Source organism: Finegoldia magna (assembly GCF_018371055.1).
Lineage (GTDB): Bacteria > Bacillota > Clostridia > Tissierellales > Peptoniphilaceae > Finegoldia > Finegoldia magna_I.
In genome coordinates this window covers 1-15984 of the sequence record NZ_JAGYZD010000015.1, presented here as the reverse complement: position 1 = coordinate 15984, position 15984 = coordinate 1, and the positions used below count along the sequence as shown (strand labels likewise).

The following is a 15984-nucleotide window of genomic DNA, read 5'->3' as shown; positions in this document are numbered from 1 at the left end:
TATATTTGAAGAATTGGGATATGAAAGTGATGTTTTTTCAGATGATTCCGTTGTTATTCGTGCTGTTCCTTATTTATTTGGAAATTCAAATGCTGAGTTTTTATTTACTGATATTTTGGATACAATTGCTAAGAATTCAAATGATCCTTTTGACGTAATAGAGTCTAAAGTAATAAAGAGATCTTGTAAAATGAGTGTAAAAGCTGGTGATACATTAAGTAACTTTGAAATAATTAAACTTTTAGAAGATTTATTTAAGTGTGAATATCCATTAACTTGTCCTCATGGAAGACCAACTTTTATTGAAATGAATGAAAAAGATTTAGAAAAAATGTTTATGAGGATAAAATGAGAAAAAAATGTATTGTAATCGTCGGACCTACTGGAGTAGGGAAGACCAGCTTAAGTATTTTTTTAGCAAAAAGTTTAAACAGCGAGATTATTTCTGCAGATTCTATGCAAATCTATAAGTATATGGATATTGGTACTGCAAAAGTTGAACCAAAATATCAGAAAGAAATAAAACATCATTTGATAGATATAGTTGAACCGAATGAAAATTTTAATGTAGAACAATTTCAAAGTCTTTGCATAGATAAAATTGAAGAAATTTCAGCTAAAAATATAATCCCAATTATCGTTGGAGGTACAGGATTATATATCAATTCTATAACACATAAATTAGAATTTAACACTGTTAAATCTGATGAAAAATTAAGACATGAATTGGAAAATTTTGCAGAATCACAAGGCAATCAAAAACTCCATAAAATGTTGGAGGATATAGACCCTGAGTCGGCAAGTAAAATTCACAAGAACAATGTGAGACGTGTTATTAGAGCAATTGAAGTATACAAGCTTACTGGTCATAGATTTAGTGAAATAAACGACAAATTCGATCATTATAACGATGATTATGATTTTTATATAATTGGATTAAATGATGATAGAGAGATCCTTTATGAAAGGATAAATCAAAGAGTAGATGAGATGATCGATGAAGGCTTTATGTCTGAATGTAAATATATTTATGAGCTGACAGATGAAAGTTCTCAATCAATTCAAGCTATAGGTTACAGAGAAGCTTTCATGTATTTGAATAATGAGATCTCTTTTAAAGATATGGTTAGTTTAATGAAAAAAAATAGCAGAAAATATGCCAAGAGACAGTTAACCTGGTTCAGACAAGATGAAAGAATTCATTGGATGAATTTGGAAGATTTTAATAAATTTGAAGATATTGAACAAATTTGTTTGGGAAATGTGAAAGAATGGTTATATGATAAAAGATAAAATAAAAGAATGGTATGATGTAGATGATTTTAGCTATGATACAGTCATAGAAAGTAATAATCAACTATCAGATAGATTTAAAGAATTGGAAAATTTGGAGTTTGTTAATCAACTTAAGGTTTTGAAAGCTTTCCAAGACAATAAGTTACAAGCTACTGATTTTGCATCAACAACTGGATATGGATATGGAGATGTTGGAAGAGATAAATGTGAAGCGATTTTTAGGGATATTTTTAAGGCAGAAGACTGCCTTGTTAGACCTTCAATTGCTTCTGGAACTCACGCATTGAGCTTGTTAATGAAAGGCGTATTATTGCCTGGAGATAAGTTATTATATATTACGGGTTTGCCTTACGATACATTACAAGAGGTGATAGGCATTGAAGGCAATTCTCCATGTAATTTGAAAGAATTTGGAATTGACTTTGACTATGTTGATTTGGTAGATAATAATATAGATTTGGAAGCTGTAGAATCTAAAATAGACTCTTCGGTAAAAATGATTGCTATTCAAAGGTCAACAGGATATAGCTTAAGAAATGCTATTAATATTGGACAAATTGAAAAAGCAGCTAAATTTATCAAAGAAAAATTTCCAGAAGTTATCATCATGGTTGATAACTGTTACGGAGAGTTTACTGAATACAAAGAGCCTATTGAAGTTGGATGTGATGTTATTGCTGGATCTTTGATAAAAAATCCAGGTGGAGGAATAGCTCTTTCTGGTGGATACATTGCTGGTAAAAAGTCTATTATTGATAGGGTAGCAAATACTTTAACTGCACCAGGAATAGGGAAGGAAGTAGGAATAACTTTTGGTACTACTAGAAATACATTACAAGGATTATTTTTAGCTCCTAAAATTACGATAGAAGCTATGAAATCAGCATTATTATTTTCTCACGTATTTAAAAAATTAGGATTTAAAACAATTCCTGATGTAGAAGATAAAAGAAGTGATATAATTTGTGCGATTATTCTAAAAAACGCAGAAAGAGTTGTAGAATTTTGTAGATCAATTCAAGAGTCATCTGTCGTAGATTCACACGTAGTTCCTTATCCTTGGGATATGCCTGGATATGATGATAAAGTCATAATGGCATCGGGAAGCTTTATAGATGGTTCTAGTATAGAGATTTCAGCTGATGGTCCTTTAAGAGAGCCTTATGTAGCTTATTTTCAAGGATCACTGAGTTATAATCAAGCATTACTTGCTTGTATGAAAGTTGTTAAGAATTTAAAAAATAAAAATCTAATTTAAAATGACAAAAGCCCTCTAATTATTGTGATAATTAGAGGGCATAGTTTTATTTAATAAATTGTTCTGTATAAACCAATAACTTTTCCTAAAATTTCTACATCTTTTACAATAATAGGATACATAGTTGAATTTGAAGGTCTTAATTCAATATGATCTGAATGTCTATAAAATCTTTTAACTGTTGCCGATTCGTCCATTAATGCAACGACAATATCACCATTGTTTGCAGTATTTTGTTTGCGAACAATTATTTTATCGCCGTTTAATATTCCGTCTTCAATCATAGATTCTCCTTGGACTTTCAAAATAAAAACTACACCTTGTGATGTATATTCAATAGGAAGAGGAAATGTATCTTCGACATTTTCTATGGCCAAAATTGGCATTCCAGCTTGAACTTTACCAACAATAGGAACATCTATAGTTTCTTTTTTTATTTCGTTTTCTTGTTCTTCATAAACACTATCTATAATTTCTAAAGCTCTATTTTTTAATGGATCTCTTCTTAAATAACCCTTCATTTCTAATTTCAAAATATTATTATGAACAGTTGATGTAGAATTGATATTCAAACTATCACCAATTTCGCGAATAGCAGGGGGATATCCTTTGTAATCTATATATCTTTTTATAAATTTTAATATTTCTATTTGCTTAGAGGTTAAATCATCGTACATTAATATACTCCTTTTCTATTCTTTTCTTGATTATATCATATTTCTTCAAGAAATGAAACATTTGTTTCCTTTTTTAATAGAACATAAAAATTTTTATTGACATATAAGAACATATGTTGTAGAATAAAACCGTAGAACATATGTACAGAAAATAGTTTCTGAACGGGAGGAAATATGAAAAAATATAAAATTACAAATAAGTTCAAATTTTTTAGATTTATATCGATTTGTTTTGTAGCATTGTCCTTGATGATTTTAGTATTAACGTCTAATCTTAGTTATGGTAATTACGAGAATCAAGAATATAGCACTGAGTATTATATAGTAGAACCATCAGATTCATTATGGAAAATTTCTACAAAATTCAAACCAGATAATATGAGTACAAGACAATTCATATCAATAATAAAACAATATAATAGATTTATAGAAGGTAGCTCAATTAAAGTAGGCGAACATTTGAACATACCTTTAATAAATAAATAAGATACTGTTATACTCCTAATACTATCTAATAACAGTAATGAAGATCAAGCACATGTCTTGATCTTTTTTTTCTTAGTTATTATTTTTTTAAATCGTTGTTCAAGCTATTAAGTGGATTTTTATTTACTGCACTTCTTAAACTGTTATTATCTACATGGGTGTATATTTGTGTGGTTGACACTGATTCATGTCCTAAAATTTCTTGCAATACTTTTATATCGACATTACCATATTGATACATTAATGTCGCTGCAGTGTGACGTAATTTATGAACACTGTATAAACTAGTGTCAAATCCACCAACTTTTAAATAATGTTCAATTCTGTACTGTATAGCACGATTACTCATTCGATTTCTTTTTTTACTAATAAAAAGAGCGTCATTATCTATTTCTGGTCTTATTTTAAGATAATTATCTAAAGCATCCAAACACATATCATTTAGATAAACTGTTCTTTCTTTGTTTCCTTTACCGATAACTCTCAATGTATTTGTTTTTATATGATCAATGTTTATGCTGCTTAGCTCAGATAGTCTCATTCCACAGTTTAAAAATAAAACTGTAATACAGTAATCACGAGCTTTTATTTCTTCATCTTTTTCACGTAATATAACTTTAAGTAAATCTAATGATTCATCAAGCGTGAGATATACTGGTTGTCTAATATTTTTTTTCGGCGAGTCTAAAAGTTCTGCAGGGTTTAATATATCTAATTTTCTTATATTGATAAGATACTTATAAAAAGTTCTTATACTAGAAGTTTTACGGCTACGTGTAGATGAACCATTGGATCTGTTATGGTCTAAAAATCCCATAAAAGAGTGCAAATCAATAACATCGATATTTTTGAAAAAATTCAAATCTACATCAGAAGAATCAATATTAACAATATCATCAAATGATTTTAATTTTATATTTTGCTTACGCGCTATAATGTATTTAATCATTAAATTGATATCGTAAGCATATTCTTTAACTGTGTTTGACGAACGTCCTTTAATAGTTTCTAAGTAGTCTAAAAAATCCATAAGTATCATAGGATAGCTATTCATAGTACCTCCAAAATCCATAACCTTAATGTCACAAAATTATTATTTTGTGACATTATAATTTTATCAAAATCATCCTCTATTGTCAAAAAAATATAGCAAATTTTATTCGCTATATTTTTTAAGATCTGATATGAAATTGTTTAAGTTTTCTAATCCTTGTTTAATATCTTCAATACTTGTTGCATAGCTCATTCTAATATATTTATCATCTCCAAAAACAATACCTGGTACAAATGCAATATTATATTTTGAAAGCAATTCATTACATAATTCTAAAGAATTATTAATTGTGCTATTATAAAATTGATCCATTTTAATAAATACATAGAATGCTCCTGTTGGATAAATATATTCTAAGTTAAATTCATCTAATTTTGATACTATATAGTCTCTTCTGGACTTAAATTCCACAATCATTTGCTCTACTTCATTAGATTCGTCTTTTAACGCTGTTAAACCGGCTATTTGGCTCAATGTATTCGCGTTTGATGTAATATGTCCTTGAAGTCTTTTTATGAGCTTAGAGACCTCCTTAGAGCTACAAGAATATCCCAACCTAAATCCAGTCATTGCATAAGCCTTTGAAAAACCATTTATTGTTATTGTTATCTCATTAATTTTATCGGATAATGATCCTATACTTATAAATTCTTTATCATATGATAATCTTTCGTAAATTTCATCAGATATAATATAAATATTATTATCAACTGCCCAGTTACCAATACTAAGTAACTCTTCTTTTGAATAAATAACTCCTGTAGGATTAGAAGGATTATTTAATATAAGACACTTAGTGTTTGAGTTTTTATATTGGTTTAATATATCGACATCGACTTTAAAGTGTTCATTATATGGTAAAATGACAGGCTTACAATCTGTTAATTTACACATTTCAGGATAACTTAACCAATATGGTGATGGTATAAGAACTTCATCATTAGGATTAGTTAATGCAAATAAGCTATTAACTATTGCTTGTTTAGCTCCAGTAGATACGACTATAGAATCTTTATCGCATTTTATATGGTTAAATTTGTTAAGTTTTAAACTTATTTCTTCTCGTAAATCAGGTATTCCGCTAGTATCGGTATATCTAACAATTCCGTTATCCAAGTACTCTATATTTTTATCAATTATATATCTAGGAGTCTTAAAGTCCGGTTCTCCAACTGTAAAGTTATAGACTTTTATTCCTTCTTTTTTTAATTTATTAATTTTAGCACTCAACTCAAGTGTTAAAGATGGATTTATACTGTTAATTTTATTTGATAACATAATTGCTCCTTAATTCGTGTAGTTTTTTTATAGATTTAAGTGATGAATAATTTAATGCAAAATTTCCCATTAAATAGTTACCATCAAACTGCTTACCATGACAGTCGCTTCCTGCTGTATATAGTAGCCTGTTTTTTATCGCTATATTTAAATATTTTTTTATATCAGTAAATGAGTGCTTTGAATTAATTACTTCAATTCCATCAATACCCATATCTATTATTTCATTTACGATATTATCATCATTCAATGTTATAGGATGTGCTAAAACACATACTCCATTAGCTGATTTTATAGAATCAATAATGTTTTGTAGTGATGTGAAGTTTTTTGCGACATAACATTTACCTTTTGGAGACAAATATTCGTTAAAAGCTTCGTTTTTATTTTTGCATATATTAATATCAACTAAGTATTGAGCTAAATTACTTCTAGAAAAAACTTTATCCTTACTATAATTTAGGACTTTTTCTTTGTCAATTTTGATTCCGAATTTAGCAAAATTCTTCTCAAAAATATCAAGTCTATTTGCTCTATCATTTATAGCCAATTCAGAAATTTTTCGTAAGTTTTCATTGTAACTATCTACATAATACCCAAGAATATGTACTTCTTTGTTTTTATAAGTTATACCAAATTCTACAGCTTTTATGATGTTAGTATTACAAAGTTCTGGATCAGGAGACATTAAAATATCATGATCAGTAATTGCAATTTCATCTATATGATTTTTATTTGCAGTTTTTTGAATTTCTTCAATACTTAATCTTCCATCACTTTCTGTAGAATGTACGTGCATATCAATCATTTTTAAATCCTTTTAAAGTTTTTCATATTAGAAGAAGGTCAACATGTGTTGACCTTCTAAGTTAATTCTTATTTTGCGTAATCTGATACCCTATTTTCTCTAATGACATTTACTTTAATTTGTCCAGGATATTCTAATTCACTTTCAATTTTATGAGCTACATCTTTTGCTAATATAACCATAGAGCTTTCGTCAATAACTTCTGGTTTAACCATAATTCTGATTTCTCTACCAGCTTGTATAGCATAAGAACTTTCAATACCATCAAATGAATTAGCTATTTGTTCTAGATTTTCTAATCTTTGGATATAGTTTTCCATAGATTCACGTCTAGCTCCAGGTCTTGCTGCTGATATTGCATCAGCAGATTGAACTAATATAGATTCAATACATGTTGGTTCAACATCGCCATGATGAGCCTCAATACAATTGATAACATCTTTTGGTTCTTTGAATCTTTTGGCAGCGTTAACACCTAGTTCAACGTGTGGTCCTTCGATTTCGTGGTCAATTGCTTTTCCTAAATCGTGAAGTAATCCACCTCTTTTAGCTAATTTCACGTTTACTCCTAGTTCACTTGCAAGCATTCCAGCGATATTAGATACCTCAATAGAATGTTTAAGAACATTTTGTCCATAACTTGTTCTGTAATGTAGTTTACCTAGAATTTTAATCAATTCTGGATGTAAACCATGTACATTAGTTTCATCACAAGCTTCTTCGCCTTTTTCTCTTATAGTATTATCTACTTCTTTTTTGGCTTTTTCAACCATTTCTTCAATTCTAGTAGGATGAATTCTTCCATCAACTATAAGTTTTTCCAAAGCGATTCTTGCAATTTCACGTCTTACAGGATCAAAAGCTGATAATACAACCGCTTCTGGAGTATCATCAATTATTAAATCTACACCTGTTAAAGTTTCAAATGCTCTAATGTTTCTACCTTCACGACCAATGATTCTACCTTTCATATCGTCATTTGGTAAATTAACAACAGACACAGTAGATTCCGCTACTTGATCTGCGGCATATCTTTGAATTGATGTACTAATGATTTCTCTTGCAAATTTTTCAGATTCTTCCTTAGTTTTGGATTCGATTTCTTTAATAATAGCAGCTTGCTCACGTATTGTTTCAGATTTAACTCTATCAAGAACAATGTTCTTAGCTTCATCGCTTGTTAATCCTGCAACTTTTTCCAATTCTAATTCTTTTTCATCTATTATGGATTGAATTTTTTGTTGCATATCATCAGCTTTCTTTAATTCTGAATCTAGCTTTTTATGCTTCTTTTCTAATGATGCATTTTTTCGTTCTAAATTTTCTTCTTTAGAATTAAGTCTATCTTCTTGACGACTGATTTCTTTCAATCGAGATTTGTTTTCTCGATCCAAATCACTTTTCATCTTAAAGATTTCATCTTTTGCTTCTACTAATAGTTCTTTTTTCTTAGTTTCAGCATCTTTGTTTGCATCTTCAATTATTTTAACAGCATAATCTTCAGCACTTCTGATTTTTTTCTCAGCCATGCTTTTTCTCAAAAAGAAACCTATTACAATACCTAAAATTGCAGCAATTATAGCAATTATTAAAGATGTCGCGGTGCTCATAAATACACCCCCTTTATTCAATTTTCAATATTCATTAAATAAATCTTTTGGATAAATTTACTCTTTTAGTGTAGTACAAATACCGTTGATTGTCAATATTTAGATATATAATAGAAAATTATATAACATCTATTTCAGATGTATTATTTCTATTTGTAATTCTATAGTTAATCTCTCCAATAGCTGATAAGTGAGCGTTATGGGAAATCATTATAATTTGTTTATTGTATTCCTCACTGATCTCATTGATAAAATTTGCTACATTGTGTATATAGTCTTCACTAACATGCTTACAAGGTTCATCAAGTACAATAATATTGGCAAGATTATTTTCATATAGCATGATAAAAGAAATTCTTAGTGCCAAAGAAACTATATCTACTACTCCACCACCTCTAGCATCGACAATATCGTAGGTAAAAGTTTTAATCTCACCATCAATATCTAAGCTTTCTTCTATAAAAAACTTGGCAGAAGGATTGTTGTTTTTGATTTTTATTTCGATTTTAAAATTCATTTCTTTTTCAAAGATATAACTTAAACATCTACTTACAAGGTTTTCTATTTGAATTTTGGCTTGTTCTCTTGAATATTCAGAAGTCTTATCATAAAGCATTTTTATGATTTCAAGTTTTTCTATTTGCTTTTCAAGAGCATCAATGCTTTTTTTTGTAGCTAATATTTCTTCTTCTATTGATTTTTTTACAGCCAATTCACTTTGATACTTAATTTCCATTGAGGTGATTTTGGATTGAATTTGAGTTAAATCAATTTTTTGCATCAGGAAGAAGCTCCTCAGCTTTTTGTAAATCTTGTTCGATTTGATTTTGTAGTCTAGTAATTTCTGATTCAAGATTTTCAGGATCTATATTTAATTCTTTCAACTGGTTAAGAATATCTTCTTTTTGCTTCTCTAAATTCTCTAACGCAATTTCGGCTCTATTTTTTTCTTCTTTGGCTTTATCAAGTCTTTCTTTTATGTTGTTAAAACGTTCATTAGTATTCATTATTTCCTTAACTCCTTTACTATTTGAGTAACATGATTTTCATCTATTTCACTTAGACAAAATGGACATATTTTTTCTTTGTAAAGACTTTCTTTGTATTTATTTATCAAGTCATCTATTAAAAAATTACATTCAGCTAATACTTTAGTATTTTGTTGATAAATCTCTTGTTTTTCATCTAAGGTGTTTTTTATTATTTTTAGTTTGGTTAACAATTCGAAAGCTTTGTTAATATTTAATAATATAATTTGTAAATTATTGATAGAATTCAATTTATCTAATTTATCATTTTGGTCTAAAATGATTTTATTAATTTTTAGATATGAAATGTTAAGTTTATATAGTTGTATATATTTTTCTTTGTTTTTATCAATTCTATTTGTTAATTCAGATACTTTAGATGTATTAATACTTGTTAATACCTGACTATTATCCCTTATTTCTTGGTTAATTCTATAGTAATTTTCATTTAAATTAGATAACTGATTTAAAATTTGGATATCATTTTGAGTATTTAATAAGATATTATAAGATTTAGGCACTTGTTTAAATTTCTCTAATATAGTTTTATAGTTGTTATAACTACTTTTTACGTAGGTTAATCTATCATATAATGGTTTCAAAAACTTCAATAAAGTAAGATTTTTATCGACGTTATCAATCATTTCTGATATCAAATCCGTATATCTTAAATTATTCAATTTTACATTACTAGATTCGATACCTTTTATTATTTCCTGAGAAAACTCATATAATTGATAAAGTTTTGTAAAGGAAGACATATTATCTTCTGTATTCTGCAAAGTTTCTGAACAAATATCTAGTCCTTTGTAGTTATCTAAGTATTTATAACCATTTTTAATCCTGACATTTAATTCAGAAAGTTTAATGGATAATGTTTTCAATATATTTAATTTTTCTGAATTTTTGGCCAAATTATTGTACAAAACTTTTAAATTGTCAATTTTTATTTTTTCTTCATTTAAATAATCATATTTATTTAGAGATTCTTCTTTTTCGTTGATAAAACTTTTTTTAAAGTTTAACTCTACTTTTGTGTTTTTTATTTCTCTTGAGACATTTCTGGATGCATTGTCTAATATATCAATATTTACTAGCTTCCCGATAGCATTTGCTTTTGTGGAATCTGTTTCTGACAGCAAAAATGAATTTTCTAATTGTGAAGCGATTAAAATATTGTATTTTTCGTTCAGAAGATTAACTTTTTTAAAAAGAAAATCATCTTGAATTTCTGATGGTATTTCTCTACCGAAATTTTCATATTTCTTTATCTCTTCATTATCAGGATTATTTTTAATGTAGTAATAATTAGTATTACCTTTTCTACCTCTTAAAATAAAATTGCCGTTGTTAAATACAATTTTGACTTCAACATTATTATATCCATTTCTGATTAATAAATCAGTTGTGTAATCATTGAATAAGACCCATGATAGAGCTCTAATTAAGGCAGTTTTTCCACTATCAGAAGCACCTGTAATTAAGTTTACTTTTTCTGAAAGCTCAAAATGACCTTGTTCGTATGACTGAAAATTAGTTAAATATATATCGGTAATATACATTATTCTATTCTCCTTATGGCTTCATCAATAATTTCTTCATCTATTTTCATTTCTCTTCCTATGGATTTTAAGTTGTTATTGATGTCTATAATCGGATTGCTTGATAACTTTGAAAGTCTTTCTTTTATATCCAGTAGGCTTTTGTTTTTAATCGAATACGGGTTTATTTTATCGTCAGAAAAAATTTCACTACTATTTTTAGCACTTTTTAGAAAAATTTCTTCAATTTTGATATCATCTTTTGTAAGTTCGATTATCAAGACCTTAGGTATTCTTTTTCTTTCTGATTCAGTATTAGTCATTCTAGCAATACTTCCTGGATTTGCGAAATACTTTTCATTGACCTTTACAGTCTTAAATCCAGTATGATAGTGTCCACTTAACACAATATCACAATCAGTATCCATAATTTGATCGATTAAAGTATACTCAATTTGTTCAATAAATTTCTTATACAATAAAAAGCTGTGTATCATTAGTATATGATAGTCTATATTATCCAATCTTTTCGGATAATAATGAGATTTATCTGATGAATCAATATCATGAGTATATGGTTGGCCAGATATTTGAACCCTTAAACCATCCTTTTCCATGATAATAGGCTTATCTTCTTCAATTAGTTCTAATACATCTAATGAATTGTATAGTCCCATCATAGCTCTATCTATAGAGTTTGGATTATAACCATATATATCATGATTCCCACTTATTATGTGAATTTTCTTCGGAAAAGTTTGAAATAATTTACCAAATTTAGATGCTGTTTTTATTCCAACATCTGCTTTATCAAATAAATCTCCACCGTGAAGTATCATGTCAACATTTTTTTTTATTGATATTTCCCTTATTTCTTCAATTTTTTTATAAATAGAATCTTCATAATCATCTATTCTAGATCTAGGATTCCTAGATTTTATATGTGTATCTGTAAAAAATAATATCTTCATCATAGAAATAATGGGCAAGTAATACTTGCCCTAGTCTAATTCATCCTCACTTATTTCGTTATTCGATTCGTCTTTTATATTATCGTTATTTTCTGTTTTGATAGCCTCTGAATCCTCTTTCGATCTTAATCCATAAAATTCATAAGTTTTATCGATAATTTCTTCTAGTATTTTTGGATTTTCTTCTAAAAATAATTTAGAGTTTTCTCGACCTTGTCCTAATTTTTCTTCTTCATAACTGTACCAAGCACCTGCTTTTTTTACAACTTTGCAGTCAGTGGCTAAATCTAATATTGTACCTATTTTAGAAATACCTTCACCGTACATAATGTCGAATTCTACTTGTTTAAATGGAGGTGCTACTTTGTTTTTGACGATTTTAACTTTAGTATGATTTCCAACAATATCGTCACCTTTTCTGATAGCTTCTCCTCTTCTAATTTCAATTCTAACTGAAGAATAGAATTTTAAAGCTCTACCACCCGTTGTAACTTCAGGATTACCAAACATTATTCCAACTTTTTCTCTAAGTTGGTTAATGAATATAACTGTACAATTGCTTTTTGAAATAACACCTGTTAGTTTACGTAAAGCTTGAGACATTAGTCTTGCTTGTAGACCAACGTGGCTATCTCCCATATTTCCTTCTATTTCAGCTCTTGGTACTAGTGCTGCTACAGAGTCAATGATAATAATATCTACAGCAGAACTTCTTACAAGAGAATCACATATTCCTAAAGCTTGTTCACCTGTATCTGGTTGTGAAATAATAAGATTATCTGTATCAACACCTAAGTTTTTGGCATAAATTGCGTCTAATGCATGTTCAGCATCTATAAAAGCTGCTGTTCCACCCATCTTTTGTGCTTCAGCAACTACATGGAGTGCTAAAGTAGTTTTACCAGAAGATTCAGGTCCATAAATTTCGATTACTCTACCTCTAGGCAGACCACCTATTCCTAAAGCAACATCCAAGTTTATAGCTCCAGTAGGAATAGCTTCTATATCTTTTTGGACATGATCTCCAAGTTTCATTATAGAGCCTTTTCCGAATTGTTTTTCAATGCTTGCAAAAGCTTCTCTTAAAGCTTGATCTTTTTCAGATCCATTAGCAAAATCCATGACTACCTCCTAAAAAATTAAACAGAACATAAGTTCTTGTATTTATTATACCACAAACCAAAAAATAATTATATATTTTTTAAATCTAAAACATTAACATTCTTATAAATATAATCACATAAGCTGATTACAGTTAATACAATCGAAATATAATATAGGTACATGTCTAAAGCAAATCCCAATTTATCACCAGTATTGATTAAAATTAGAACAATAGCTATAAATTGAGTCATAGTTTTAGATTTTCCCCAATAGCTTGCTGCTAATGTAACTCCGTTTGATGCAGCTAATATTCTGAATCCACTAATAGTAAGTTCTCTTAATACAACTATAACCACGCTCCATGCAGGAACTTTTCCTAGTTGTACTAGGACAATTAATGCACTGCAACTCAACATTTTGTCCGCTAATGGATCCATGAACTTACCAAATGTAGTAACTAAATTTTTCCTTCTAGCGAGTTGACCATCAATAAAATCTGTTATTGCAGAGATTATAAATATTAATGCAGGTATATAATTGTCTGTTTTGAATACCAATAACGATGCTACAAAAAATGGTATTAATATAACTCTTAATGTTGTGAACTTATTTGCAATATTCATTTCAATCACGTCTTTCTAAATAATCTTTAGGTATTAAAATCTTTCTAGGTTTGCTTCCCTCACTAGGACCAACAATACCTTTTTCTTCCATTTGATCTATTATTCTTCCAGCTCTAGCATACCCTATTTTTAATTTTCTTTGTAATAAAGAAATCGATGCAGAATCCTCGTTCAAAATAATTTCTACAGCATCTGTAAATAAAATATCTGTATCGTCATCTTCAAGATCAATACTCTCTGATTTATCTATATCTTCTATGATTTCTTCTTTATAATTTGTTTCATTTTTATTTATTAAAAATTTAACTACATTGTCTACTTCTTCATCAGAAATAAAAGCGCCTTGAACTCTACTAGGTTTTGCCATTGATGATGGGAAGAATAACATATCTCCTCTTCCTATAAGCTTTTCTGCACCAGATTGATCTAGAATAGTTCTAGAATCTATTTGGCTACTAACAGCAAAAGAAATTCTAGACGGTACATTTGCTTTTATTGTACCAGTAATAACATCCACTGTTGGTCTTTGAGTTGCAATGATTAGATGGATACCACATGCTCTAGCCATTTGTGCTAGTCTGCAAATAGCATCTTCAACATCATTTGCTGAGACCATCATTAAATCACTTAATTCATCTATTATAATAACAATATAAGGTAGTTTTTCAAGTTCATCATTTTTATTTTTCTTATTATACGCTTTGATATCTCGAACGTGATTTTCTGAAAATATTTGATATCTTCTTTCCATCTCTCTTACAGCCCAATTTAAAGCGGCGCTTGCTTTTTTAGGATCCGTAACAACTGGAATAGCAAGATGTGGAATATTGTTATATATGCTCAATTCTACAACTTTTGGGTCAATCAATATAAGTTTTACATCATTTGGATTTGACTTATACAAAATACTCATGATTATTGTATTGATACAAACGGATTTACCACTACCTGTAGCTCCTGCTATAAGTAAATGAGGCATTTTATCTACAGAAGTTACAATACATTTTCCAGAGATATCTTTTCCTAATGCTATTGGCATTAACGATTTTTCTTTTACAAAATTGTCAGACATTAAAATCTCTTTTAACATTACAGAATTTTTAACATCATTTTCTACTTCAATTCCCACTACAGATTTGCCAGGAATTGGAGCTTGAATTCTAATTCCACTAGTAGCCAGTGAAAGTGATAAGTCATCTGCTAGATTAACTATCCTTGAAACTTTGACACCTGCTTTAGGCTCTAATTCGTAGCAAGTAACAGTAGGACCTCTATCAATTTGAACAACAGTCGCATCTATTGAAAAGTTTTTTAGAGTTTCTTCAATCATCTTTGCTTTTTGTAATACAGAATCATCATTGTCTTCCATGTATTCTGCATTTTTCAAAAGCTCTAATGGAGGAAAAGTATAATTACTTTGTCCAGAGAATTCACCAAAATCTATAACAGATAGTTGTTCTCCAGATTCTTTTTCATTAGATTTATAATCGTTGAGTTTTGGTTTTGTAGGTTCAAAATCTATTGATTTATTCAAATCAGATTTTTCTTTGATTGAATTTTTAGAAATTCTTTCTTTTGTAGGTTTATTTTGCTTAATCTTGTGTGATTTTTCGATACTTTTATTTTGTTTGTTTTGTTCATTTTTTGTTTTTATATCTATAAATGTTTTTTTAACAAAAGCAAAAAATGTTTGAAATAACTCTTTTAAAGTTAAATTCATTATTGCAGATATTAAAAATAAAAAACAAAAAACAAGTGCAACATATAGACCTATGTAGCCTATAGCCATGTTTAGTATTGATGCTATAATGGCTCCTATTACTCCAATTCCACTATAGTCATTCGCTAAATTTAAATTCAAATCAATTCTTTGATTAATATTAAGATTTGGATAGTTTGATATATTAATTAAACTCATTACGAAAATTGAAGAAGCAGCTAATATATAAGTAATTTTTTTTAGTTTATCTCCATTGTTTATATCAGATATCGTTGATATAGTATACAGTATACCTAGTGATATAAAAACATATGAAAAGATTCCAAAAGTATTGAAATATATATTTTTTACAATAATTCCCAAAACACCAACTCTACTACTAGCCATGAATATAAGTGAAATAATTAATACTAATATAATTATTAATTTTTTCGAAGAGTTAGCATTTTTTTTGCTATTAGATTTTGATTGAGTTTTGTTTCGTGATTTAGTATTTCTAGCCATAATTAGTAGCCTGTATGGCCAAATCC

Annotated in this window: 15 protein-coding genes and 1 pseudogene; 4 read left to right on the top strand and 12 right to left on the bottom strand. The window is 28.5% G+C overall.

Annotation, left to right across the window (positions count from 1 at the left end; translation table 11 throughout):
• The 3 genes and pseudogenes from KHW44_RS01495 to KHW44_RS01485 form a co-directional block, all read left to right on the top strand.
• A pseudogene (locus tag KHW44_RS01495) lies at positions 1-352 on the top strand (DNA mismatch repair protein MutL); the annotation flags it as partial.
• Positions 349-1293, top strand: coding sequence for a tRNA (adenosine(37)-N6)-dimethylallyltransferase MiaA (gene miaA, locus KHW44_RS01490; RefSeq protein ID WP_304065055.1), 945 nt, complete (start codon positions 349-351; stop codon positions 1291-1293). The pseudogene KHW44_RS01495 and the gene miaA, both read left to right, overlap by 4 nt.
• Entirely contained in the window at positions 1280-2554 is a 1275-nt protein-coding gene (locus tag KHW44_RS01485; RefSeq protein WP_304065052.1) for a methionine gamma-lyase family protein, read from the top strand. Before miaA ends, KHW44_RS01485 begins: the two co-directional genes overlap by 14 nt.
• Before the next feature lie 50 nt (positions 2555-2604).
• Here KHW44_RS01485 and lexA read toward each other — a convergent pair whose 3' ends face one another.
• The gene (lexA, locus tag KHW44_RS01480; RefSeq protein WP_002836400.1) at positions 2605-3231 is read right to left on the bottom strand and encodes a transcriptional repressor LexA; all 627 of its coding nucleotides are present in this window, start codon (positions 3229-3231) and stop codon (positions 2605-2607) included.
• A 174-nt stretch (positions 3232-3405) separates the two neighbouring features.
• On the opposite strand from lexA, the gene KHW44_RS01475 reads away from it, so the two are divergent.
• A complete protein-coding gene (locus KHW44_RS01475; RefSeq protein ID WP_225560723.1) occupies positions 3406-3717 on the top strand; it encodes a LysM peptidoglycan-binding domain-containing protein in 312 nt (103 codons plus the stop codon).
• 79 nt (positions 3718-3796) lie between these two features.
• On the opposite strand, the gene KHW44_RS01470 is transcribed toward KHW44_RS01475, so the two are convergent.
• From KHW44_RS01470 to KHW44_RS01420, 11 genes are all read right to left on the bottom strand, one after another.
• Positions 3797-4771 carry a tyrosine recombinase XerC gene (locus KHW44_RS01470; protein ID WP_304065045.1) on the bottom strand — a complete coding sequence of 325 codons (975 nt, stop codon included), beginning with the start codon at positions 4769-4771 and terminating at the stop codon, positions 3797-3799.
• Positions 4772-4873: 102 nt separating this feature from the next.
• Positions 4874-6049: a pyridoxal phosphate-dependent aminotransferase gene (locus KHW44_RS01465; protein WP_304065042.1), complete on the bottom strand. Its 1176-nt coding sequence runs from the start codon at positions 6047-6049 to the stop codon at positions 4874-4876.
• A complete protein-coding gene (locus tag KHW44_RS01460) occupies positions 6036-6857 on the bottom strand; it encodes a PHP domain-containing protein (RefSeq protein ID WP_002836406.1) in 822 nt (273 codons plus the stop codon). Before KHW44_RS01460 ends, KHW44_RS01465 begins: the two co-directional genes overlap by 14 nt.
• Before the next feature lie 68 nt (positions 6858-6925).
• On the bottom strand, positions 6926-8467 hold the full coding sequence (gene rny, locus KHW44_RS01455) for a ribonuclease Y (RefSeq protein ID WP_002836407.1): 1542 nt from the start codon (positions 8465-8467) through the stop codon (positions 6926-6928).
• Positions 8468-8585: 118 nt separating this feature from the next.
• Positions 8586-9248, bottom strand: a complete 663-nt coding sequence (locus KHW44_RS01450; protein ID WP_002836408.1) for a hypothetical protein — start codon at positions 9246-9248, stop codon at positions 8586-8588.
• The gene (locus KHW44_RS01445; protein ID WP_094224690.1) at positions 9235-9474 is read right to left on the bottom strand and encodes a hypothetical protein; all 240 of its coding nucleotides are present in this window, start codon (positions 9472-9474) and stop codon (positions 9235-9237) included. The genes KHW44_RS01450 and KHW44_RS01445 overlap by 14 nt, the downstream gene beginning before the upstream one ends.
• Positions 9474-11057 carry an AAA family ATPase gene (locus KHW44_RS01440; protein WP_304065035.1) on the bottom strand — a complete coding sequence of 528 codons (1584 nt, stop codon included), beginning with the start codon at positions 11055-11057 and terminating at the stop codon, positions 9474-9476. The genes KHW44_RS01445 and KHW44_RS01440 overlap by 1 nt, the downstream gene beginning before the upstream one ends.
• A complete protein-coding gene (locus KHW44_RS01435) occupies positions 11057-12007 on the bottom strand; it encodes a metallophosphoesterase (RefSeq protein ID WP_304065032.1) in 951 nt (316 codons plus the stop codon). Before KHW44_RS01435 ends, KHW44_RS01440 begins: the two co-directional genes overlap by 1 nt.
• Positions 12008-12037: 30 nt before the next feature.
• Positions 12038-13129 carry a recombinase RecA gene (gene recA / locus KHW44_RS01430; RefSeq protein WP_304065029.1) on the bottom strand — a complete coding sequence of 364 codons (1092 nt, stop codon included), beginning with the start codon at positions 13127-13129 and terminating at the stop codon, positions 12038-12040.
• A 68-nt stretch (positions 13130-13197) separates the two neighbouring features.
• Entirely contained in the window at positions 13198-13734 is a 537-nt protein-coding gene (gene pgsA, locus KHW44_RS01425) for a CDP-diacylglycerol--glycerol-3-phosphate 3-phosphatidyltransferase (protein ID WP_035109504.1), read from the bottom strand.
• A 1-nt stretch (position 13735) separates the two neighbouring features.
• Positions 13736-15958, bottom strand: a complete 2223-nt coding sequence (locus tag KHW44_RS01420) for a DNA translocase FtsK (RefSeq protein ID WP_304065058.1) — start codon at positions 15956-15958, stop codon at positions 13736-13738.
• Positions 15959-15984: the final 26 nt, after the last annotated feature.